Origin of the sequence: Kribbella monticola (genome assembly GCF_003261635.1) — a bacterium.
Taxonomy (GTDB): Bacteria; Actinomycetota; Actinomycetes; order Propionibacteriales; family Kribbellaceae; genus Kribbella; species Kribbella monticola.
In genome coordinates this window covers 315,551-337,531 of record NZ_QFXK01000039.1, presented here as the reverse complement: position 1 = coordinate 337,531, position 21,981 = coordinate 315,551, and the positions used below count along the sequence as shown (strand labels likewise).

The 21,981-nt window shown below is 68.1% G+C and carries 18 protein-coding genes; 17 read left to right on the top strand and 1 reads right to left on the bottom strand.

All coding sequences use genetic code 11. The annotated features are described in order from the left end of the window. The first annotated feature begins 3 nt into the window (after positions 1–3). From DIZ26_RS33010 to DIZ26_RS32965, 10 genes are all read left to right on the top strand, one after another. Entirely contained in the window at positions 4–1,020 is a 1,017-nt protein-coding gene (locus tag DIZ26_RS33010) for a 2-hydroxyacid dehydrogenase (RefSeq protein WP_112248464.1), read from the top strand. Positions 1,021–1,048: 28 nt separating this feature from the next. Further along, complete coding sequence (locus tag DIZ26_RS33005) at positions 1,049–1,744, top strand: MgtC/SapB family protein (protein ID WP_112248463.1); 696 nt, start codon at positions 1,049–1,051, stop codon at positions 1,742–1,744. 68 nt (positions 1,745–1,812) lie between these two features. Then, on the top strand, positions 1,813–2,613 hold the full coding sequence (locus DIZ26_RS33000; protein WP_112248462.1) for an inositol monophosphatase family protein: 801 nt from the start codon (positions 1,813–1,815) through the stop codon (positions 2,611–2,613). Positions 2,614–2,623: 10 nt separating this feature from the next. After that, positions 2,624–3,577 (top strand): carbohydrate ABC transporter permease, encoded by a 954-nt coding sequence (locus DIZ26_RS32995; RefSeq protein ID WP_232828770.1) that lies wholly within the window; start codon positions 2,624–2,626, stop codon positions 3,575–3,577. Beyond that, positions 3,574–4,398, top strand: coding sequence for a carbohydrate ABC transporter permease (locus tag DIZ26_RS32990; protein WP_232828769.1), 825 nt, complete (start codon positions 3,574–3,576; stop codon positions 4,396–4,398). Before DIZ26_RS32995 ends, DIZ26_RS32990 begins: the two co-directional genes overlap by 4 nt. After that, positions 4,395–5,711, top strand: coding sequence for an ABC transporter substrate-binding protein (locus DIZ26_RS32985; protein WP_112248461.1), 1,317 nt, complete (start codon positions 4,395–4,397; stop codon positions 5,709–5,711). Before DIZ26_RS32990 ends, DIZ26_RS32985 begins: the two co-directional genes overlap by 4 nt. Then, on the top strand, positions 5,708–6,391 hold the full coding sequence (locus tag DIZ26_RS32980) for a glycerophosphodiester phosphodiesterase (protein WP_112248460.1): 684 nt from the start codon (positions 5,708–5,710) through the stop codon (positions 6,389–6,391). The genes DIZ26_RS32985 and DIZ26_RS32980 overlap by 4 nt, the downstream gene beginning before the upstream one ends. A gap of 63 nt (positions 6,392–6,454) precedes the next feature. Beyond that, positions 6,455–7,651, top strand: a complete 1,197-nt coding sequence (locus DIZ26_RS32975) for a Gfo/Idh/MocA family protein (protein WP_112248459.1) — start codon at positions 6,455–6,457, stop codon at positions 7,649–7,651. Between the two features lie 9 nt (positions 7,652–7,660). Next, complete coding sequence (locus tag DIZ26_RS32970) at positions 7,661–8,452, top strand: arginase family protein (RefSeq protein ID WP_112248739.1); 792 nt, start codon at positions 7,661–7,663, stop codon at positions 8,450–8,452. A gap of 65 nt (positions 8,453–8,517) precedes the next feature. Then, a complete protein-coding gene (locus DIZ26_RS32965) occupies positions 8,518–10,191 on the top strand; it encodes a phosphodiester glycosidase family protein (protein WP_112248458.1) in 1,674 nt (557 codons plus the stop codon). Positions 10,192–10,393: 202 nt separating this feature from the next. Here the strand turns inward: DIZ26_RS32965 and DIZ26_RS32960 are convergent, their stop codons facing one another. After that, on the bottom strand, positions 10,394–11,122 hold the full coding sequence (locus DIZ26_RS32960; RefSeq protein ID WP_112248457.1) for a GntR family transcriptional regulator: 729 nt from the start codon (positions 11,120–11,122) through the stop codon (positions 10,394–10,396). A gap of 86 nt (positions 11,123–11,208) precedes the next feature. Here DIZ26_RS32960 and DIZ26_RS32955 point away from each other — a divergent pair, with 86 nt between their 5' ends. Genes DIZ26_RS32955 through DIZ26_RS32925 form a run of 7 tightly spaced genes read left to right on the top strand, consistent with a single transcriptional unit; the run spans position 11,209 to position 21,905 of the window. Next, the gene (locus tag DIZ26_RS32955; RefSeq protein WP_112248456.1) at positions 11,209–14,025 is read left to right on the top strand and encodes a UxaA family hydrolase; all 2,817 of its coding nucleotides are present in this window, start codon (positions 11,209–11,211) and stop codon (positions 14,023–14,025) included. 31 nt (positions 14,026–14,056) lie between these two features. Beyond that, complete coding sequence (locus tag DIZ26_RS32950; protein ID WP_112248455.1) at positions 14,057–14,947, top strand: fumarylacetoacetate hydrolase family protein; 891 nt, start codon at positions 14,057–14,059, stop codon at positions 14,945–14,947. Continuing rightward, positions 14,944–16,398, top strand: a complete 1,455-nt coding sequence (locus tag DIZ26_RS32945; protein WP_112248454.1) for an aldehyde dehydrogenase (NADP(+)) — start codon at positions 14,944–14,946, stop codon at positions 16,396–16,398. The genes DIZ26_RS32950 and DIZ26_RS32945 overlap by 4 nt, the downstream gene beginning before the upstream one ends. Beyond that, entirely contained in the window at positions 16,395–18,353 is a 1,959-nt protein-coding gene (locus DIZ26_RS32940) for an IlvD/Edd family dehydratase (RefSeq protein ID WP_232828768.1), read from the top strand. The genes DIZ26_RS32945 and DIZ26_RS32940 overlap by 4 nt, the downstream gene beginning before the upstream one ends. Then, positions 18,353–19,669: a nickel pincer cofactor-dependent isomerase, group 22 gene (locus DIZ26_RS32935; RefSeq protein WP_112248453.1), complete on the top strand. Its 1,317-nt coding sequence runs from the start codon at positions 18,353–18,355 to the stop codon at positions 19,667–19,669. Before DIZ26_RS32940 ends, DIZ26_RS32935 begins: the two co-directional genes overlap by 1 nt. Continuing rightward, positions 19,666–20,541 carry a U32 family peptidase gene (locus DIZ26_RS32930; RefSeq protein WP_112248452.1) on the top strand — a complete coding sequence of 292 codons (876 nt, stop codon included), beginning with the start codon at positions 19,666–19,668 and terminating at the stop codon, positions 20,539–20,541. The genes DIZ26_RS32935 and DIZ26_RS32930 overlap by 4 nt, the downstream gene beginning before the upstream one ends. Further along, entirely contained in the window at positions 20,538–21,905 is a 1,368-nt protein-coding gene (locus DIZ26_RS32925) for an FAD-binding oxidoreductase (RefSeq protein ID WP_112248451.1), read from the top strand. The genes DIZ26_RS32930 and DIZ26_RS32925 overlap by 4 nt, the downstream gene beginning before the upstream one ends. Positions 21,906–21,981: the final 76 nt, after the last annotated feature.

Here is a 21,981-nt window from a genome sequence, read left to right as displayed (position 1 = left end):
CCGATGAGAACCGTCGCCACGCTGCTTGCCGGAGACCACTTCGTCCGCAACGAACTGCTCGCAGCCGAACTCGGCAAGCTGCCCGAGGTCTCCTTCGACTTCCGCGAAGTCACCTTGCCCTGGCCGCTCACGCCGTACGGGCGGGTGGCCGAGGTGGACGAAGCCAGCGACGCCGAGGAGGAGTTGATCGCGGCGCTACCGGGGATCGAGGTGGCCGTCACGCAGATGGGCCCGTTTACCGAGCGCGTGCTCGACGCGGCGCCGGACCTGCGGTTTCTGGTCTGCTGCCGTGGTGGTCCCGTGAACGTGAACGTGCCTGCGGCAACGAAGCGCGGGATCATCGTGTCGTCCACCCCCGGTCGCAACGCCGGTGCCGCGGCCGAGCACGCGGTCACCTTGATGTTGGGTGCCCTACGCAACCTTCCCCGGCTGCAGCGCACCCTGGAAGACGGGCAGTGGCGCAGCGATCTCTATGCGTACGACGAGTGCGGCGGCGAGCTGGACGGCGCGACCGTCGGGCTGATCGGCTTCGGCGCTATCGGTCGCCGGGTCGCGCGAGTGATGCTTGCCTTCGGTGCGCGGGTGCTGGTGAACGACCCGTTCGTCACCACCGCGACTGACGGGATCGAGTTGGCCGGCCTGGACGAGTTGCTTCGGCGCTCCGACGTGGTCAGCCTGCACGCGCGGCTGACAGACGAGACTCGAGGCATGATCGGAGCCGAGCAGTTGGCGCTGATGCCGAGAGGCGGCGTACTGGTCAACACGGCTCGTGGTGGGCTGCTCGACTACGACGCGACCGTCGATGCGTTGGAGTCGGGGCACTTGAGTGCCGCGGCCTTCGACGTGTTCCCGGCGGAGCCGCTGCCGGCCGGCTCGCGGTTGCTGACGGCCCCCAACGTGGTGATGACTCCTCATCTGGCCGGTGCCACCCGGCAGACCGCGCACCGGGCCGGATCGATCGCGGCCGAAGCGGTGGCCGCCTACCTCGCGGGCCGGGATCCGGTCGGCAAGGTGGCTTGATGAATCGCCCCTGGGCACTGGTGAGGTCATGAAGCTGGCGACCTCGGACACCTGGGTCGAGCTGCTCCTGCTGCTGATCGCGTTCGTGCTGTCGATGCTGATCGGCGTCGAGCGGCAGATCCGGCAGAAGAGCGCCGGTGTCCGCACCCACACGCTGGTCGGCACCGGCGCCGCGGTCTTCACACTGGTCTCCGGCTTCGGTTTCGCGAACGTGCTCGGCTCCGAGGTGAACCTCGATCCGTCCCGGATCGCGGCCCAGGTCGTGTCCGGCGTGGGCTTCCTCGGTGCGGGCGTGATCTTCATGCGCCGCGACGTCGTGCGTGGGCTGACCACCGCGGCGACGATCTGGATGACCGCGGCGATCGGGATGGCCTGTGGCGCGGGGATGCCGATCCTCGCGGTAGCGGCCACCGTTCTGCATCTTGTTGCCGTCGGCCCGTTCACTCGGTTGACACGGCACCTGCCGTCGCCGGACCGCCGCAAGATCGTCACGGTCCGGTACCTCGACGGCGCCGGCGTACTGCGGGAGATCCTGCACACCGCCAGTGCGATGGGCTTCGAGGTGTCGGTGCTCGGCACCGAGGTGCAGCGGGAAGCCGGCAGGCGGCAGGTGCGGGCCGGGATGCGGTTCACCGGCCGGGCGCCGCTGCAGACGCTGGTCCTGGCCCTGGACGAACTCGAGGGCGTCACCGGCGTGCGGCTGCGCGACGATGATGACGACTGATGTGATTTCGATGAGAAGATAACAAGGATTAGCTATACGAAACCACGATTCAGTGATAATTTCACGGCGTGCGCCTTGTTGACGTCAATGAGTTCCTAGCTCTCGCCAGCACTCTCGCGACCGCGGCGGGGGCGGAGTTGCTGGCCAGGGAGGCGACCGTCAGCATCGACGGACCTGCCGTGGAGATCAAGAGTTCGGCCAGCGACCCGGTCACCGCTGCCGATCGCGCGTCCGAGCAGCTGATCACCGACGGCCTGGCGATGGCCCGGCCGGACGACGGCCTGCTCGGTGAGGAGGGTGCCGCGAAGCCATCGGTCTCCGGCATCACCTGGGTGATCGACCCGCTCGACGGGACGGTGAACTACCTCTACGGCCGGCCCGAGTGGGCGGTCAGTATCGCGGCCGAGGACGACGCCGGCGCGCTGGTCGGGGTCGTGCACCAACCGAGGACCGGCCTCACCTGGCAGGCCGTTCGCGACGGCGGCGCCACGCGGAACGGCGTACGGCTGGCGGTTCGGGAGTCGCGCGGGACAGCGGCTGCTCTGGTGAGCACTGGGTTCTCATACCTGGCGGAGCGGCGCGCCGAGCAGGCGGAGTATCTGCGGCGAGTGCTCCCCGCCGTACGGGATCTGCGGCGTGGTGGATCGGCCGCGCTGGACCTGTGCGCGGTCGCCGACGGCTCTGTCGATGCGTACTACGAGCACGTGATCCAGCGATGGGATGTCGCCGCCGGTGGGTTGATCGCCCGGGAGGCCGGCGCGCAGACCGTCGGTGGTCCGGGGACCCCGCTGCCGGACGGCGTACTGGCGGCTTCGCCCGGGCTCGCCGACGCGTTGCTCGACCTGCTCGAACCGTGGCCCAGCCTGTGAGGAGGTTGTCGTGACCGCTCTCGACCTACCGGTCCGGACGCATCCGGACGAACGGCGACAAGTTGCCAGCGGCAACCAGGAGCAGCGTCGGCGCCGCCGCCGCGAGTACCGGCTGTTCGCTTTGCTGGTGGCACCGAACCTGCTGGTGATCGCCGTGTTCGCGTACTGGCCGATCCTCTACAACGCGTTTCTCAGCCTGACCGACTGGAACATGATCGCGGCCCGCCCGACCTTCGTCGGGTTGACCAACTACGCCAACATCCTCACCGATCCCGCCTTCCACAAGACGTTGTGGATCACGCTCGTCTTCACCGGGCTGATCGTGGCCGGCAGCCTGGTGATCGGGCTGGCGCTGGCGTTGCTGTTCAACCAGCCGCTCAAGGGGCGCGGTGTCGTGCGGACGATCTCGTTCGCGCCGCACATCCTTTCCGGCGCCGCCGTTGCGACCATCTGGCTGTTCATCTTCGATCCCGGCTACGGACTGCTGCGCGCGCTGATCGAGCCGTTCGGCGCGGAACCGCCGGACTGGATGAACAACTCCGACTGGGCACTGCCCGGCCTGGTGATCGTGTACCTGTGGAAGAACGTCGGCTTCACGGCCCTGATCTACCTGGCCGGCCTGCAGGGGTTGCCGAAGGAACTCGACGAGGCGGCCGCGATCGACGGTGCGGGAACCTGGACCAGGTTCCGGCGGATCAAGTTGCCGCTGCTCGCGCCGATCACGTTCTTCCTGCTGATCACCACGGTGATCGGCACGTTCCAGGCCTTCGACGTGATCGCGGTGATGACCGGTGGTGGCCCTGGTGATGCCACCACCACGTTGAGCTGGTCGATCTACAACGAAGGCTTCCAGGCGTTCAACGCCGGCCGCGCGGCGACCCTGTCGATCATCATGTTCGTCATCCTGCTGATCGTCACCGCCGTCCAGGCCCGGGTGATGGAGAGGCGGGTGCACTACAAATGAGCCGCTTGGGCACGAGGCCGCTGCAGTACGTCGTACTGGTCGGCGTCGCCGCGATCTTCCTGGCTCCGCTGTACTGGTTGATCAGTACGGCGCTGAAGCAGCCGGCCGACATCTACCAGTGGCCACCGGCCTGGTGGCCGCACGACCTGACCTGGGAGAACTTCTCGCTGGCCTGGAAGGCGGCTCCGTTCGACCGATTCTTCCTGAACTCCACGATCATCACAGTCGTCGGTACCGCGGCGAAGGTGGCCAACGCCGTACTGACCGCGTACGCCTTTGCCTACTTGAGGTTCCCGTTCAAGAAGGTGCTGTTTACTTTGGTGCTCGGGGCAATGATGGTGCCGGGACACGTCACGTTGCTGCCGAACTACCTGACCGTCGCGTCGCTCGGCTGGATCAACACGTACGCCGGGTTGATCGTGCCCGGGATCGGGTCGGCGTTCGCCACCTTCCTGATGCGCCAGCACTTCCTGACCTTGCCGTCGGAGGTGACGGATGCGGCCGCCGTCGACGGAGCGGGTCATCTGCGGACGCTGTGGCGAGTGGTGCTGCCGATGTCGCAGCCGATGCTGATCACGGTTGTCGTGATCACGGCGGTGGAGGAGTGGAACAACTTCGTCTGGCCGTTGATCGTCACCAACACCGCCGACATGCGGACGTTGCCGGTCGGTCTGCTGATCCTCAAAGACGAGGAGGGGTTGGCCAACTGGGGCACGATCATGGCCGGCACGTTGCTGGTTCTCGCGCCGATGCTACTGATCTTCTTGGTGGCGCAGCGCTACATCGTCGGGGGCATCACTCAGGGAGCGTTGAAAGGATGAGGCGTCGCGCGTTCTTGGGGTTGGCCGCCGCTGGGTCCCTGGCCGGGTGTGGGTACCGGTCGGTCGATGCGGAGTACGAGCAGCCGGCGGGCGCAGTACCGAAGCAGTACGCCGGGCGGACCAGGGTCGTCTTCTGGTCGTCGTACGGCGGGGCGAACGGGAAGGCAGTCGACAAGCTCGTTGCCAAGTTCAACGAGTCGCAGCAGGACGTGTATGTCGAGGCGCAGTTCCAGGGCAGTTATGACGACGTCGCTCAGAAGGTGGCTGCCTCGTTGATCGCGCGGCAGGCGCCCGACATCGCAGTACTGTCGGATGTCACCTGGGAGCGGTTCTACTTGAACGACGCGCTGGAGCCGTTGAACGGGTACTTCACCGACGGTTTCGGGCCGGCTGTCTATCAGCAGAAGCTGTTCGGTGAGTATGTGGTGAAGGGGCAGAGTTGGTGTGTGCCGTTCGCGCGGTCGACGCCGATTCTGTACTTCAACCGGGATGCTTTCGCCAAAGCCGGGCTGCCGGATCGGGCGCCACGGACCTGGAGCGAGTTGCGGTCCTGGGGGCCGTCGCTGGCTCGCGTTCAGTCCGGTGGGCGGTCGTTGCGGAGTCTTGCGTTGGCGAAGGTCGACGGCGACTGGCAGTTCCAGGGGAATGTGTGGCAGTTCGGCGGGGCGTACTCGAACGGGCTCGACGTGACGATCGATCAGGACGGTGCGGTCGCGGCCGGGGAGTGGCAGCGGCGGATGGTGCACGACGACGGCTTCGCCTACATGGCGAACAGCGCGATGACGGACTTCGCGAACGGGCTGGTCGCGATGGTGCAGGACTCGACCGGTGGACTGAAAAGCGCGATGAGCAAGGCGAAGTTCAAGGTCGGCGCCGGGTTCGTGCCGTCGGAGGTGGCGGCCGGGATCGCCACTGGTGGCGGTGGAATCGGGATGCTGCGGAACGCTTCTGCTGAACGCAAGCAGGCGGCGGCCGCGTTCCTCGCCTTCCTCGCGCGGCCGGAGAACTCGGCCTGGTGGACGACCCAGACCGGGTATCTGCCGGTGGTCGACAAGGCGCGCGAGGATCCGGCGCTGAAGAAGCTGATCGCGGACGAACCCAACTACGGGGTCGCGATCGCGCAACTGACGAACGCCCGCAAGCAGGACGCGATCCGGCTCTTCGGGCGGAACTCCAATGTGGCCATCTACACGGGGTTGCAGCAGATCTACGCCGACAACGCGTCGCCGCGCAAGGTGTTCGGCGCGGTCGCGCGGCGGCTCGAGGCGATCGGCGACGAGGTCCGGCGCCAGTACGAGGAGAAGGTGCTTTGATCATCACCGGCCATCGCGGCGCGCTCGGAACCGAACCGGAGAACACGCTGCGATCCTTCCGTCGCGCGGCCGCCGACGGCTGCGACGAGGTCGAGCTCGACCTGCGGGTCAGCGCGGACGGCGAACTGGTGGTGATCCACGACGCCACCGTCAACCGCACGACCGACGGCACCGGCGCGGTCGAGGAGCTCACCCTTGCTCAGCTGCGTGCACTGGATGCGGGCCTCGGCGAGGTGATTCCCACTTGGGCCGAGACGGTCGCCGCGGTACCGATCCGTTTCCAGGCGGAGATCAAGGCGGCTGCCGCGGTTCCTCTCCTGGTCGAGTCGCTCGAAGCCGACCCGGACCTGGCCGCCCGCACCCTGATCACCTCGTCGCAGTCGGAGGTCCTACTCGCCGTACGCCGTCTGCGCCCCACCGCCGACACGGGCCTCATCCTCGGCCGCACTCCACCCATCCCCGACGTCATCACCCTCTGCCAGGACGCCCAGGCCACCACCGCCCTCTGCGGCATCAAGGGCCTCACCCCCGAAGGCGTAGCCACCCTGCACGCCCACGGCCTGACCGTCACCGCCTGGCCCGTCCCCGACCCCGACACGCTCACTCGCGCCATCGCCTTGGGCGTGGACGGAATAACCACAGACCATCCCGACCGTCTGTTGGCTCCCACCCACACCTAGCCCTCCGTCTTGATGTGCAAAACTGTTCTTACATAGACGACAAATGTGTGATTGCCTTGCGGTATGAGTCTCAGCATCGGTGTGGTCGGCGCCGGCCAGTTCGCCCCTTCGTTCCTGCGGTTGTGGACCGCTCACCCGGACGTCTCGTCGGTCAGGCTGACCGACGTGCTGCCGGATCGGACCGCCGAGATGGCAGCCCAGCAAGGCATCGCGGTCACCTACCAGTCGTTCGAGGAGATGCTCGAGTCGGACGTCGACGCGGTCGCGATCTTCACCCAGCGCTGGTTCCACGGCGAGATGGCGATCCGCGCGCTGGAAGCCGGCAAGCACGTGTACTCGACCGTGCCGATGGCGATCGAGGCCGACCAGATCGCCCGCATCATCGAGCTGGTCAAGGAGACCGGCCTGACCTACATGATGGGCGAGACGAGCTACTACTACCCGTCCTCGGTGTACTGCCGCGACAAGCTCGCCAAGGGCGAGTTCGGCCGGGTCTTCTACTGCGAGGGCGACTACGTCCACGACATGGATCTCGGCTTCTACGCCGCCTACCAGTACTCCGGCGGCGAGGACTGGAAGAAGACCGCGTCGTTCCCGCCCATGCTGTACCCGACGCATGCCGTCGGCAACGTTCTGTCCGTCACCGGGCAGCACGCCACGCACGTGTCCTGTATCGGTGTGAAGGACGACCGCGGCGACGGCGTGTTCGACAAGGAGATCAGCCAGTTCGACAACGACTTCAGCAACGCGACCGCGCTGTTCAAACTCGCCGACGGCGGCATCATGCGGACCAACGAGATGCGCCGCGTCGGCTACCCGTCGCACCTGCGTGAGTCCCGGTTGCGCGTCTTCGGCACCGAGGGCAGCTTCGAGCAGCTCGCCACGACCACCGTGTGGCAGACCAAGGAGGGCGTCGAGGACATCAGCGCGCTGATGGAGACGAAGCCCAGCAGCTCGCTGGACGACGCCGACCTCGCGAATGTCGACCCGGCCCTGCGCGACGCCTTCCGCTCGGGCCTGTCGCCCGTGCACGACCGCAGCCGCCTGCCTGCGGAGTACGAAGGAATGCACAACGGCCACGAGGGTTCGCACCACTTCCTCGCCGACGACTTCGTCCGCGCGATCGCCGACAAGACCCTGCCGCCGGTCAACGCCTGGGTCGCGGCCCGCTACACGCTCCCCGGGATCGTCGCCCACCAGTCCGCCCTGCAAGGCGGCGTACAGCTGGAGATCCCCGACCACGGCGACGCCCCCTCCTAACCTGTGCGCATGACTTCGACAGGGCTTACGACGTACATCGGTCCGGCTGGTGACCACAACGACCGGGCCATGGCGGCGGCCCGGGTCGTCGGCGAGGCGATGGCGAGACGACTAGGCGTCGAGCCGACAGTGATCGGTACGCCGGTGCCCAGTGATCCACAGTCGTGGGAGCTCGAGCTCGAGCGAGCCCGTGGACCACTGGGCGAGCTGGCTGCCCGGATCGACGCGGTGATGACCGACGGGCTGGTACCGGTGTCGGCCATCACCCGGTGCGCAGTGGCCCTTGCGACTCAACCGGTCGTCGCCCGGCATCGACCGGATGCGGTCGTCGTCTGGCTCGATGCGCACGGCGACATCAACGTTCCTGCTGACACCACCACCGGGTTCCTCGGCGGGATGGCGCTGTCGGGGCCGCTCGGCTGGTGGGATTCAGGTCTTGGTGCCGGTGTCGGGCACGCGGTGCTGGTGGGTGCCCGTGATCTCGACCCGGCCGAGGCGGAGCACATCCGCTCGGGGCGGATCGAGCTGATCGAGGCCGGGCCTGATCTCGGCGATCGGCTGGCCGCCGTTCTTGCCGGCCGGCCGGTCTACTTCCACCTCGACTGCGACGTCCTCGAGCCCGGCCTGGTCCAGACCGACTACCAGGTGCCTGCCGGCCTGTCCCTGGAAGATCTCCACGCCTGTGCCGAAGCCGCCGCGCAGCACGAGATCGTCGGAGTCGAGGTCGGCGAGTTCGAGGGGGAGGGGCGGGTGACGGCCGATGAGCTGCTCGCCGCGCTGGATCCTCTCTTCAGTTCCTGATCAGGTCGTTGCCAGTTCACTGCGAGGGCCTTGCGGGTGGTTGGCGGCTGACATAGGAAGGACGTATGACTTCCCGCCCAGCTGTCCGCTCCCGCCGCCGACTGGCGGCCGGCGTCGCGTTGTCCACGTCGCTCGCCATCGGCTCAGCCCTTGCCGGTACTGCGTCTGCTCAGCCGCCCGCCGGATCACCGGCCGGCGTGGTGGCGTCGGTCGGTCAAGCGAGGCTGCCGCTCGGTCCTGCCGGCTTGCCCGAGACCAGGGACAGCCGGGTGTTGCAGCCCGGTGTCACGCTGACGACGATCGTGCGCGGTCAGGCGGACCCGAAGTCCGTCTGGACCGTCGAGGTGGCGATCCCGTCCAGTTCCCCTGATCCGGACGCCCCGGCCACTGCGATCTCCGATCAGGCGACGGCAGAGGCGGCCGCCGCGCGACTGCGAGCCGCCGGGCTGGAGCCGCGGGTGGAGGACGTTCCGACGCCTCGACTTGCCGACGCGGGTGGCAACCTCTTGGGGTACCGGGTGCGGCTCGGCTCGTTCGCGACGAAGGCCGAGGCCGAGGTGCTGCGGGCGAAGGTCGTCGCCGCCGGGCTCGGCGGGTCCAGCATCTTCACCGGCTGGGACGGCGAGCCGGACGATGTCAGCGGATCCACCGGTCCCTGGCACGTCCAGGTGCTCACCATCGACCCGAAGAAGTTCCGCGGCGGCCTCGACGCGTCGTACGGGATCGACATCGAGGCGCGCGAGACCACCAGCACACTGGCCGCTCTCACCGGCGCGACCGCCGCGACCAACGCCGGCTTCTTCGTCCTGGACCCGAAGGCGGGTGCGCCCGGTGACCCGGCCGGCGTCGGTGTGTACGACGGGCGCCTGGTCAGCGAGCCGACCGCAGGACGTCCCGCACTGGTGATCCACGACAACGCCCGCGGTACTGCGGTCGAGCGCTTCCGCTGGCACGGCGACGTCCGGGGGATCGGGCGGCCACTTCCGCTCGACGGGCTGGACCGGGTGCCGGGGCTGATCCGCAACTGCGGTGGCACGACCGACGACCTGCCGACCTCGAAACCCTTGCACGACGTGACCTGCACGGACCCGGACGAGCTGATCGCCTTCGATTCGGCGTACGCGGCCTCGACGCCGAGCGGACCGGGCGCAGAGGTTGTGGTTGATCGGCATGGCGTGGTGACAGCAATCCGTACGACGACGCGTGGGGGCGCGATCCCCGAAGGCGGCCGGACGGTTCAGGCGACCGGTAACCAGGTACCGCTGCTCTTGGGTGCTGCAAAGGTCGGCAAGCGCTTGGTGATCCGTGCCGCGCTGACCGATGCTCGCGGGCACGACGTACGCCTCTCGCCGCACACGACCATCGTCAACGGCGGTCCCGAACTGGTCCGCGACGGTCAACTGCACGCGACTCCGGCCGCCGACGGCATGGCGCCCGCCGACAACCCGAGCTTCTACTACGGCTGGGTCCACAAGCGGAACCCGCGCACCTTCGCCGGCGTGGACGCCTTCGGCCGTACCGTCATCATCACCGCCGACGGCCGCTCGGAGACCAGCCTCGGCCTCGGCATCGCCGAAACAGCCGCCGTCGCCAAGTCCTTCGGCCTCCGCAACGCCATCAACCTCGACGGCGGCGGCTCCACCACCATGGTTGCCAACGGCAACGTCCTCAACTCCCCCTCCGACGCCACGGGCGAACGCCCGGTAGGAGACGCCCTCGTCATCACCCCAACCCGCTGACACGGTGACGACGACTACCCGCGGAAAGCTTCAGGTAGTCGTCTTCACCGGCCTTCGGCTGACTGGCTGCTAGGCGCCCTCAAACAGCGCCGCTCACCGTCCCGCACCTAACGGGGCGACGCCATTCAGTCCATCACCGACAACCGCGAGAAGGTCCATCGCTACCTGACCGGCACGCCGATGGCAGCTTCGACTTGATGGGCTATTCGTAGATTTTTCGGAGTCGGTGGGTCATGGAGTTTTCCAGGTGGTGGTGCATGGCGGCTTCGGCGGCGGTGGGGGTGCCGGTGGTGATGGCTTCGACGATCTGGCGGTGTTCGACGAGGACTTCGGGGCCGGTGTCGCGGTCGTAGTGGAGGCGGAAGATGTGCAGGTGGCAGTGGGTTCGCTCGAAGGCGAGGCGGACCTGGTCGCTGCCGGAGAGACTCGCGATCAGTGTGTGGAAGCGGTTGTCGTGCGCGGTGAGCGACTTGTACCCCGCGTAGTCGACCGCCGTCGGCTCGACCGCGGTCGAGAGTTCGGCGCGGAGCCGGGCCCGGCCTGCGTCGTCGATGCGCTCGGCGGCCCGGCGCGCGGCCCACGGCTCGAGCAGTTGCCGGAACCGGTACAGGTCGTCGAACTCCTCCAGCGTGAGCAACGGTGTCGCGCGATACCCCTTCAGCGGTTCCTTGTCGGCGAGTCCCTCGGACTCCAGCCGAGCGAGCGCCTCACGCACCGGAGTCGACGAGACCTGGAAGTCGCGAGCCAGCCCGTCGATCGAGATGCGGGCACCGGGGCGGATGGTGTGGTCCATCAGCATCGTCTTGATCGCCTCGTACACGTCGTCGGCGAGCATCTGGCGCCGGAGCAGCCGGCGATCCTGCGGCTCCACGGCACCGGATCCTGGCAGAGGCGCTGCGCCGGGATCCACGTGCTGGTCGGTCTCCGTCATCGCATTCTCCAGGATCGCTCCACGGACTGGTCGCGCCCTTGACCCGGCCCGCTCTGTTCGGCAGGGTGGCACTGTAATCATGCATCATGCACGATTTGGCACCGGACAGCTACCGGGAGGCGCCCGCGATGGTGAGATTCGACGAGATCGGTGTGCTGCCCGAGCCGGGCGACAACGTCGCGATCTGCTCTCGCCGGCTGGAGCAAGGTGCCGTCATTGACTTCGCCGGTACGGCGGTGACGCTGCCGCACACGGTCCTCGAAGGTCACCGGATCGTCGCCCGCCCGATCGCGGCCGGCGAGGCCCTGCTGTCCTGGCACACCCCGTTCGCCCGCGCCCGCCGCGACCTGTCGATCGGCGACTACGTCTGTACGCCGACCAGCCTGGCCGCCGTGTCGGCTCGAGGTGTCGAGGGGTTGCCGAGTGAGCCGTCGGCCGACAACGAACCACTGGATCCGTACGAGCTGGACGAGAACGCCCTCAACCTCGGCCAGCAGGTCACTTCGGTCGAGCAGCCGGGCACGTTCCTCGGCTATCCCCGTGCACAAGGTCCGGCCGGCACCCGCAACCACGTAGTACTGCTCGCCACCAGCTCCCGCAGCAGCGGCTTCGTCACCGAACTCGCCAAGCGGTTCGCCGGAGCGAAGGGGGCTGACGGCGCCGCGGCGTTCGACGGCGCCGCAGGGTTCGACGGGGCGGAGGGGTTCGACGGCGTCGTGCCGGTGGCGCATACCGAAGGCGGCGAGGAAGGTACGCCGAACAATCTGCACCTCCTGCTGGCGACCCTCGCCGGGTTTGCGCTGAACCCGAATGTCGGTGCCGTCCTCATCGTCGATACCGAGGACGACCTCGTCTCCGGGCAGGCGATTCGCGACTTCATGGTTGAGCAGGGCTATCCGCCGATCCGGGTGCCCCACGCGTACTTCACCCGGCAAGGAGGTTTCGAGCACGACCTCGCAGAAGCGGCCGAGCTCGTGCGGCCATGGTTGCCGATCGTGGCGGCCCAGCAACGCGAAGAGGTCCCGCTCGCGGATCTCTGGATCGGCTTGCAGTGCGGCGGATCGGACGCTTTCTCCGGTGTGAGCGCGAACCCGCTGTCCGGCGCCGTCGCGCGCGAGGTGATCCGGCACGGCGGCGTCGCAGTACTGGCTGAGACCGACGAACTGATCGGTGCGGAAGGCTATGTACTCAAGAACGTGCGGGATCTTCCGACCGCTCGCCGGTTCCTGAAAACCGTGCAGTCGTTCAAGGAACGCGTCGGTTGGCACGGTCACACCGCCGAGGGGAATCCGTCCGGCGGCAACGTGTACCGCGGGCTGTACAACATCGTGCTCAAGTCCGTCGGCGCCGCCCGCAAGCTCGATCGCGACGTGCGGCTCGACCACGTCATCGACTACGCCGAACCGATGCCCGGCCATGGGTTCGTCTTCATGGACAGTCCGGGCAACGACCTGGAGTCCGTCGCCGGGCAGGTCGCCAGTGGTTGCAACCTGATCTTCTTCACCACCGGAAACGGCTCGATCACCAACTTTCCGTTCGTGCCGACGATCAAGTTCGTCACCACCTCGACGCGGTACGAGTTGCTGCACGCCGAGATGGACGTGGACGCCGGCCGCTACCTGACCGGTACGCCGATGGACGAGCTGACCGCGGAGACGTTCGACCTGACCGTGCGGGTGGCGTCGGGTGAGCCGAGTGCGGGGGAGCGGGCCGGCCACAGCCAGGTGTCGATCTGGCGCAACTGGCGGCAGAGCGGCCCCCGCGAAGGTATCTCGATCACCACGGACGGCCGTACGTCGCGCAAGCTCGCCGACCTCCCGGCCGAAGACCGCGACGCCCCCCTCCCGGCAAAACCGCTGACGTTTTCCGCCCCGCAGGCAACAGAAACCATGCGCGTGACGCTGTTGGAGGCGGACGGAAAGCGTGTGCCCGAGCAGGTCGGGTTGATTCTGCCGACCAGTCTCTGCTCGGGGCAGATAGCGCTCAGACTTGCGGAAACGGCGGAAACCGAACGCTGGGCCGGGGATGCGGTCACCAGGATGGTTGCGTTGCCGCACACCGAGGGGTGTGGTTCGAGCGGTGGTGCCTCCGAGGAGACCTTCGCGCGGACGATGCTCGGCTACCTCCTCCACCCGAACGTCCGGATGGCACTGCTCCTCGAACACGGCTGCGAGAAGACCCACAACGACTACTTCCGTTCCCGGCTGGTCGAGGCCGGTGCTGATCCGTCCCGGTTCGGCTGGGCAAGTATCCAGGCGGACGGCGGCCTCGACGCGGTGACGACGAGGGTCAAAGACTGGTTCGGCAGCTTCCATCTCCCGGCGCCCGAAGAGGTCGAAGGCAGCATCGGCGAGCTCACCGTCGGCCTCGAAGCTCGCGGCGACCTCAGCCCGGAGACCGCCGAGGCGATGGCTTTGATCGGCCGCGAGATCGTCGGTGCCGGCGGCTCGGTCGTGCTCTCCTCGCGAGGCGCGCTGATCACCGACGACAACTTCCGATCCGCCGCCTTCGGCTCGCCGGCCCCGGTCCAACCGACGATCGCGCACGGCCAGCGATTCACCACGCCGGGCTGGCACGTGATGCGCATGCCGGGCACCGACTGGATGGAGACGGCGACCGGCTTCGGCGCCGGCGGAGTACAGCAGATCCTGGCGCATGTTGCCGGCGGCACCTTGTCGGCGCAGCGGTTCGTGCCCGTCGTCGAGATCAGCAGTGATCCGCCGACGGTCGCGAAGTACGGCGAGGATCTGGATGCCGTCGCCCTCGGGGACGCCGCTGAACAAGCCCGAGCCGGCCTGGACGTGATCGCCGCGGTGGCGAGCCGCCGGCAAATTCCCAAAGCGGTTGCTTCAGGCAACGTCGGCTTCCAGATCACCCGTGGCCTGCTCGGTACCTCGATGTAACCGTGTCCCGAATCGTGAGAGGCAGAACCTGATGCATCTGGTCCGTTTCCAGCTCCCAGGCCAACCGCCCCAGGCCGGGGTCCGAACCGGTGACACGGTCGCACCGGTTCGCGGTGTCACGGGGATGGCGGAGCTCCTCCGGCTGGGAGTCGAGGAGCTCCGCGCCGCCGTGGCGAAGCTCGGCGACGAGGTCCCGCTGGCCGGCGTACGGCTGCTGCCGCCGCTCGACGGGTACGGCGAGGTGTGGTGTGCGGGCGTCACGTACGAGCGATCTCGCGGTGCCCGGATGGAAGAGAGCACCGAGCAGTCCGTGTACGACCGGGTGTACTCCGCACCGCGGCCGGAGTTGTTCCCCAAGGCACCCGCGTGGCGGGTCGTCACGGACGGCGACCCGATCGGAATCCGGGCGGACTCGGGTCACGACGTACCGGAGCCCGAACTCGCGATCGTCGCCAACAGTCGCGGTGAGATCGTCGGGTTCACCGTCTGCAACGACGTCAGCTCGCGGTCGATCGAAGGTGAGAACCCGCTGTACATCCCGCAGGCGAAGGTGTTCGCCGGCGGCTGTGCGCTGGCGGCCGGGATCCGGCCGGTCTGGGAGGTCGCCGACCCGAAGGACCTCACCATCGACCTGGTGATCCGACGCGGCGACGCCGAGGTGTTCACCGGGACGACGTCCACCAAGAACCTGGTCCGCGAGTTGCAGGACCTGATCGACGTGCTGTTCGTACCGAACGAGTTCCCCGACGGCGTGATCCTCGCGACCGGCACCGGAATCGTGCCTGAACTCGACTTCGCGCTCCAGCAGGGCGACGTGGTGGAGATCGCGATCAGCGAGATCGGCACGTTGACGAATACGGTGGCAGTCGGCCGGGAACCTTTCGCCTTCCTGGCAGCCGAGACTTTGGAGGAGACCCGATGACCCCGGACACCACCCCTGCCGAACTCGAGCAGGCCCTGACCGACGCCGCCGACGCCGCGAGGCCGCTGGCCGCCTCGGAACCGGCCGCGCGGGCCGGGTGGATCCGAGCCGTCGCCGACGCGCTGGACGCCGCCGCCGACGAGCTGGTCCCGATCGCGATGCGCGAGTCGTCGCTGCCCGAGCCGAGGTTGCGCGGCGAAGTCGCCCGCAGCAGTGGTCAGCTCCGGATGTTCGCCGACGTTCTGGAAGAGGGCTCGCTGCTCGAGGTCGTCATCGACACCGCGGACCCGCAGGCAAAGCCGGTACCCCGGCCGGACCTGCGCCGCGTTCTCGTTCCGCTCGGCCCGGTGCTGGTGTTTGCCGCGAGCAACTTCCCCTTCGCCTTCAGTGTCTGCGGAGGCGACACGGCCTCGGCGCTGGCGGCCGGATGCCCGGTGATCGTCAAGGCCCACCCCGGCCACCCTGACCTGTCCGTCCGGACTGCCGAGGTCATGATCGAAGCGCTCCGTGCCGCAGGTGCTCCGGACGGCACCCTCGGCCTGATCCAGGGGTACGACGTGGGTGTCACCGCGCTCAAGGATCCCCGGATCACGGCCGCCGGTTTCACCGGATCCGTCCCGGCCGGCAAGGCGTTGCACGAGATCGCGGTGACCAGGCCAGAGCCGATCCCCTTCTACGGCGAACTCGGCAGCCTCAACCCCGTCTTCGTCACCCAGGCGGCTGTAGATGCCCGAGGCAACGAGATTGCCGGCGGGTACGTCGGATCCTTCACGCTCGGTGTCGGCCAGTTCTGCACCAAGCCCGGCCTGCTCTTCCTGCCGGCCGGCCACGGCCTCGACGACCAGTTGATCGAGGCAACGAGTTCGGTCGCCGAGGCGAAGATGCTGAACGACCGGATCGCGGAGGGCTTCTCGTCCGGTCTCGACCGGCTGCGCAAGGTCGAGGGCGTGCGGGTGCTGAGCGACGGCGGCGCGACGTTGCTCGGGACAACGGTGACCGAACTGCTGGCCCGGCGTGACGAGATCCTCGAAGAGTGCTTCGGCCCGGTGTCGATCGTGGTCGAGTACTCGTCGGTGGACGAACTCCGTGCGGCCGTGGAGGCGTTCGAGGGCAACCTGACCGCAACCCTGCACGCGGAAGAGGCTGCCGATGCCGAGCTGGCCCGCGAGCTACTTCCGTTGCTCACGGCAAGGGCCGGTCGGGTGCTCTGGAACGGGTGGCCGACCGGGGTTGCCGTCAGTTGGGCGCAACACCATGGTGGTCCGTTCCCGTCGACGGTCGGCTCGATCCACACCAGCGTCGGCGTGACGGCGGCGCGCCGTTTCCAGCGTCCCGTGGCCTACCAGGACACGCCCGACCTGGTGCTTCCCGCAGTACTGCGTGACGCGAACCCGGCCGGGATCAGCCGCCGGGTGAACGGAACCGTGACGACAGGAGAGGTGTCTCGATGAGCGACCGACCCACTGATGGCGAGGGCGGCCTGCCGCCGGTCGCCGACAACGACCAGCCGCTCGCCGACAACGATGCGCCGCTCGCGCACCGCGACCAGTCGGTCGCCGGTGCCGGCTCGGACGGCGCGCATTCCGAATTGCCTGCTGACCCCGAAGGTGAGCCGACGCCGGAGAAGACGGGGCGGCCGACGACGGAGTCGCCGAGCAGGGCGATCCCGGTTGATCGGTCCGCGGCGCACACCGGGCGGCGCAGTTTCGACCACTGGTTCGGCGAGAAGGACCGCAACGGGTTCATCCATCGCTCGTGGATGCGGGCGCAGGGGTTCTCGGACGAGGTGTTCGACGGGCGCCCGGTGATCGGCATCTGCAACACCTGGTCCGAACTGACGCCCTGTAACGCCCACCTGCGCCGCTTGGCCGAGTCGGTGAAGCGCGGCGTCTGGCAGGCCGGCGGTTTCCCGCTCGAGTTCCCGGTGATGTCGCTCGGCGAGACGATGCTCCGGCCGACCGCGATGCTGTTCCGCAACCTGCTCAGCATGGACGTCGAGGAATCCCTGCGGGGCAACCCGATCGACGGTGCCGTCCTGCTCACCGGCTGCGACAAGACCACGCCGGGGTCCATCATGGGCGCCGCGAGCGTCGACCTGCCGACCCTGGTGGTGACCGGCGGCCCGATGCTCAACGGCAAGTTCCGCGGCTGCGACATCGGCTCCGGTACGGCGGTGTGGCGGTTCACCCAGGACGTCAACGCGGGCCGGATGACGCAGGAGGACTACGCCGCCGCCGAGTCCGGCATGTCGCGCAGCAACGGGCACTGTATGACGATGGGCACGGCGTCCACGATGGCTTGTATGGCCGAGGCGCTCGGTCTCCAACTGACCGGCTCAGCAGCGATCCCAGCGGTCGACTCTCGCCGGTACGCGATCGCCCAGCAGGCGGGTCAGCGGATCGTGCAGATGGTCGAGGAGGACCTCAAGCCCAGCGACATCCTCACCCGCGACGCCTTCGCCAACGCGGTCCGCGCGAACGCGGCGATCGGTGGTTCGACCAACGCAGTCATCCACCTGCTCGCGATCGCCGGCCGGGTCGGCGTGAAGCTCACGCTCGACGACATGGACGAGTGGGCTCGCGGCGTACCGTGGCTGGTCGACCTGCAGCCGTCGGGCAAGTACCTGATGGAGGACTTCTACTACGCCGGTGGACTGCCCGCCGTACTGCGGGAGATTCTGCCGCTGCTGAAGGCCGATGCGATCACCGTGACCGGCCGGACGATCGGCGAGAACGTCGCCAACGCCGAGCGGACCGTCGACACCGACGTGATCAGGGCCGTAGGGAATCCGCTCGGCAGCGGCGCGGGAACCGCCGTATTGAAAGGGAATCTCGCTCCCGACGGTGCTGTCGTCAAGCAGTCCGCAGCGTCCGAGCGGTTGTTGCAGCATCGCGGTAAGGCGTTGGTGTTCAGCAGCATCGAGGAGTACGACCTGGCCGTCGACGACATGGATCTCGATGTCGACGAGGACACCGTGCTGGTCCTGCAGAACGCGGGACCGCGCGGCTATCCGGGGATGCCCGAGGTGGGCAATATGACGATCCCGCGCAAACTCGCCGAGCAGGGTGTCGACGACATGGTGCGGATCTCCGACGCGAGGATGAGCGGTACGGCGTACGGGACCGTGGTGCTGCATGTCGCTCCGGAGGCGGCCGTCGGTGGACCGCTCGCGCTGGTTCGCACCGGTGACTGGATCGAGCTGGACGTGCCGGGGCGGACCTTGCATCTCGACGTGTCCGAGGAGGAGCTGGCCAAGCGGCGTGCCGACTGGCAGCCTGCGACAGCGCCGTCGGATCGAGGCTGGGCGAAGCTCTACGTCAACCACGTCACGCAGGCCAACGAGGGTTGCGACCTCGACTTCCTGGTCGGTCGCAGTGGCTCGGCCGTGGCCCGGCAGAGTCACTGATGTCCACCTCCTGGGGTCCGTTCGAGGCGATCCGGGGACTCCGCCCTGACGGCGTGATCCCGCAGGTCACGCCGATCAGGCGACTGCTCCCGGACGTCCCGACCGAGCAGGACCCGTACGCCGCTGCGCAGGCGGCCTTGGCGCCGTTGGCTCCGGCGGTGCGACCCGGTGCGCGGATCGCTGTCACCGCTGGGAGTCGGGGCATCCATGACCTGGTCGTCGTGGTTCGGGCAGCGGTCGACTGGCTCCGGGATGCCGGCGCTGAGCCGTTCGTCGTACCGGCGATGGGTTCGCACGGTGGGGCGACGGCCGAGGGGCAGCGGGAGATGCTGGCGGGTCTCGGCGTCACGCCCGAGTCGGTGGGATGCCCGATCGAGGCGACCATGGAGACCGTTGTCGTCGGCACCTTGGACGACGGGACGCCGATCCATCACGACGCGCTGGCGGCGAAGGCGGACGGCGTTCTGCTGGTCAACCGGGTGAAGCCGCATACCGACTTCCACGGTCCGGTGGAGAGTGGGCTGGCGAAGATCCTCGCGATCGGGCTGGGTAATCACGCCGGTGCGGCCGCTCTGCACGCCGGCGGGATTCCCTCTCTGGGTGGTGCGATCGAGGCCGCGGCTCGGATGGTGATTGCCCAGGGCAAGGTCTTGGGTGGGCTGGCGATTCTGGAGAACACACTGGAGCGGACGGCCGCGGTGGAGCTGGTGGTTGCCGAGGGCATCGGTGGCGCTGCGGAGACTGCTTTGTTGCAGCGGGCCGGGGCTTTGATGGGCCGGTTGCCGTTCGACGAGCTGGATGTGCTCGTGGTGGACGAGATGGGCAAGGACAAGTCGGGCACCGGGATGGATACGAACGTGCTCGGGCGGTGCTGGGTGCACGGGATCCCCGAGTTCGAGTCGCCGTCGATCGCGGCGGTCAGTGTGCACTCGTTGTCGGAGGCATCGCACGGGAACGCGTCCGGGCTCGGCCTGGCGGATGTGATTCCCGCGCGGCTGCTGGAGCAGATCGATCTGCGGACGAGTTATGTGAACGCGTTGACGTCCGGCGCCGGTGGCGCGCGCCGGTCGCGGTTGCCGATGGTGCTGGAGGACGATGCGGCCGCGGTGGTGGCAGCCGTCACGATGAGCGGACGGCGGGACTGGTCTTCGGTGCGGTTGGCCCGGATCCGCGACACCTTGTCGCCGAACGAGTTGATGGTCACGCCGGCGCTGCTGACCGAGGTGGCGGAGCGGTTCGACCTGGAGATCGCCGGCACCGCCCGGAATCTGACCGATCCGTCCGGCTGCCTCACCGGCTGGCAGGAGCTGGGATGAACCTGCGCGAGGCCCGTGCCCTGCTGGCGGATCGGGGACTGATCACGCCGGCGCCCGAGTTCTCCTCGACGGGGCGCTTCGGCGACGGTACGCAGTACAAGGTGGAGATACCGAGCTGTGAAGGTCCGGGGGTGATGCGGACCGTGCTGGACGAGGCGGGCGCACGTGGCGTCACCGTGCACCGGGTCTCGCAGGGCAGCGGCGTGATGATGCTGACCGACAGCGAGATCGACGAGATGCTCACGCTCGGTGCCGACCACGACGTGGAGGTCTGCCTGTTCCTGGGTCCGCGCGGCGCCTGGGACATCGGCGGCCAGGCCAAGGTCTCGGCCGCCGTCGGCGGTGTTGCTCGCGGCAACGACATGGTTGCCGCGTCGCTGTGTGATGCGTATCGGGCCGTCGAGCTCGGGGTGCGGAGTCTGCTCGTCGGCGACCTCGGCGTACTGGAACTGCTCGGTCTGCTGAAGAAGGAAGGCGAGCTACCGGCCGACCTCGTGCTGAAGACGTCGGTGCTGATGCCGTTGCCAAACGCATCGACCGCCGCGCTGTACGAGCGGCTCGGAGCGACCAGTCTCAACGTCTCGACCGATCTGCCGATCAGCGTGCTGGCGGAGATCCGGGCGATGACGACCGTGCCGATCGACATGTATATCGAGGTTCCTGATGATCAAGGCGGGCACGTGCGGTTCTACGACGTACCGGACGTGGTGCGGGTGGCGGCGCCGGTCTATCTGAAGATGGGGCTGCGGAACGCGCCGAACATCTATCCGGCCGGCGCACACCTGGCCGCGACCGCCGAGGCGCTCGGGCGGGAGCGCGTCCGCCGGGCCGAGTTGGTCCTTCGATTGCTCGCGGAACAGGAGGAGGAATGAGCCTGATCGCGAGGCTGACCTCCTCTCTCGGAGAGAAGGCGGTCGTCACCGACCCCGACGTACTGGACAGCCATCGCAACGATCATGCCTCGTTCTGTACTGCGGGTGTGCCGCTCGTGCTCGTCCGGCCTTCGTCCACCGCCGAGGTGCAGGAGGTGCTGCGGGCGTGCACGGAGTACGGCGTACCGGTGGTGACGCAGGGCGCCCGGACCGGGTTGTCGGGGGCGGCGAATGCGCTGGACGGGTGTGTGTTGCTGTCGACCTCGCGGCTCGATCGGATCCTGGAGATCTCGGTCGAGGATCAGGTCGCCGTGGTTCAGCCCGGAGTGGTGAACTCTGTGTTGTCTGCCGCCGTGCTCGAGAAGGGGCTGTTCTATCCGCCGGATCCGTCGTCGTGGGAGATGTCCACGATCGGCGGAAACATCGCCACGAACGCGGGTGGGTTGTGCTGCGTGAAGTACGGCGTGACGGGCGACTTCGTGCGGGCGCTCGAGGTGGTTCTCGCCTCTGGCGAGGTGATCCGCACCGGGCGGCGATCGGTGAAAGGTGTGGCTGGGTACGACGTGACCCGGCTGATCGTCGGCTCCGAGGGGACCCTGGGCGTGGTCACCGAGGCGACTCTGGCGTTGCGTCCCGCCCCCGAGGCTGCGTTGACGGCGGCTGCCACGTTCTTGTCGATCGAGGACGGGATAGCTGCGGCGGCCGCGGTGATGGCGTCTGGTTTGCGACCTTCGTTGCTGGAGTTCCTGGACGGGCTGACGGCTCGGGCGATCCAGGACTATCGGGACATGGGCTTGCCTGCTGACGTCGGGTCACTGCTGATCGCGCAGTCCGACCGTGGTCCGCGAGCGGCTGCCGATGTTGCCGAGATCGCCCGTATTTGCACGGCTTTCGGGGCTGTCGAGGTCGCCGAGGCCTCCGATGCGGAGGAGTCGCGTCTGTTGCTGGAGGCACGTCGGCTGGTGAACCCCGCACTGGAGTTGCGTGGCGTGACGCTGGTGGACGACATCGCCGTACCGCGCAGCAAGCTGGTCGCGCTGCTCAACGGCGTCGGGGAGATCGGCGCGAAGTACGGCGTACAGATTTATTGCCCTGGGCATGTAGGTGACGGAAACATGCATCCCACCGTCGTCTTCGATCGCGACGATCCCGCGGCCGAGGCTCGCGCTCTGGAGGCTTTCGGTGCGGTGATGCAGCTCGGGTTGTCGTTGGGCGGCACGATCACCGGCGAACACGGCATCGGCAAACTCAAGTCCCAGTGGCTGGCCCAGGAACTCGGCCCGGTCGGCCTGCGCCTGCAACGCCAACTCAAGTCGGTCTTCGACCCCGCCGGCCTCCTCAACCCGGACAAGCTGTTCCTCTGAGTCTCCCTGCCTGGAGTCGAACCAGGAACCCGGCCTTCGGAGGGCCAGGCGTGCATCCGTCACCAGGGAGCTTCCA

Coding starts and splice junctions, on each gene's coding strand:
- DIZ26_RS33010 (WP_112248464.1), top strand. CDS start 4: ATGAGAACCGTCGCCACGCTGCTTGCCGGAGACCACTTCGTCCGCAAC.
- DIZ26_RS33005 (WP_112248463.1), top strand. CDS start 1,049: ATGAAGCTGGCGACCTCGGACACCTGGGTCGAGCTGCTCCTGCTGCTG.
- DIZ26_RS32990 (WP_232828769.1), top strand. CDS start 3,574: ATGAGCCGCTTGGGCACGAGGCCGCTGCAGTACGTCGTACTGGTCGGC.
- DIZ26_RS32985 (WP_112248461.1), top strand. CDS start 4,395: ATGAGGCGTCGCGCGTTCTTGGGGTTGGCCGCCGCTGGGTCCCTGGCC.
- DIZ26_RS32975 (WP_112248459.1), top strand. CDS start 6,455: ATGAGTCTCAGCATCGGTGTGGTCGGCGCCGGCCAGTTCGCCCCTTCG.
- DIZ26_RS32970 (WP_112248739.1), top strand. CDS start 7,661: ATGACTTCGACAGGGCTTACGACGTACATCGGTCCGGCTGGTGACCAC.
- DIZ26_RS32965 (WP_112248458.1), top strand. CDS start 8,518: ATGACTTCCCGCCCAGCTGTCCGCTCCCGCCGCCGACTGGCGGCCGGC.
- DIZ26_RS32960 (WP_112248457.1), bottom strand. CDS start 11,122: ATGACGGAGACCGACCAGCACGTGGATCCCGGCGCAGCGCCTCTGCCA.
- DIZ26_RS32955 (WP_112248456.1), top strand. CDS start 11,209: ATGCACGATTTGGCACCGGACAGCTACCGGGAGGCGCCCGCGATGGTG.
- DIZ26_RS32950 (WP_112248455.1), top strand. CDS start 14,057: ATGCATCTGGTCCGTTTCCAGCTCCCAGGCCAACCGCCCCAGGCCGGG.
- DIZ26_RS32945 (WP_112248454.1), top strand. CDS start 14,944: ATGACCCCGGACACCACCCCTGCCGAACTCGAGCAGGCCCTGACCGAC.
- DIZ26_RS32940 (WP_232828768.1), top strand. CDS start 16,395: ATGAGCGACCGACCCACTGATGGCGAGGGCGGCCTGCCGCCGGTCGCC.
- DIZ26_RS32935 (WP_112248453.1), top strand. CDS start 18,353: ATGTCCACCTCCTGGGGTCCGTTCGAGGCGATCCGGGGACTCCGCCCT.
- DIZ26_RS32930 (WP_112248452.1), top strand. CDS start 19,666: ATGAACCTGCGCGAGGCCCGTGCCCTGCTGGCGGATCGGGGACTGATC.
- DIZ26_RS32925 (WP_112248451.1), top strand. CDS start 20,538: ATGAGCCTGATCGCGAGGCTGACCTCCTCTCTCGGAGAGAAGGCGGTC.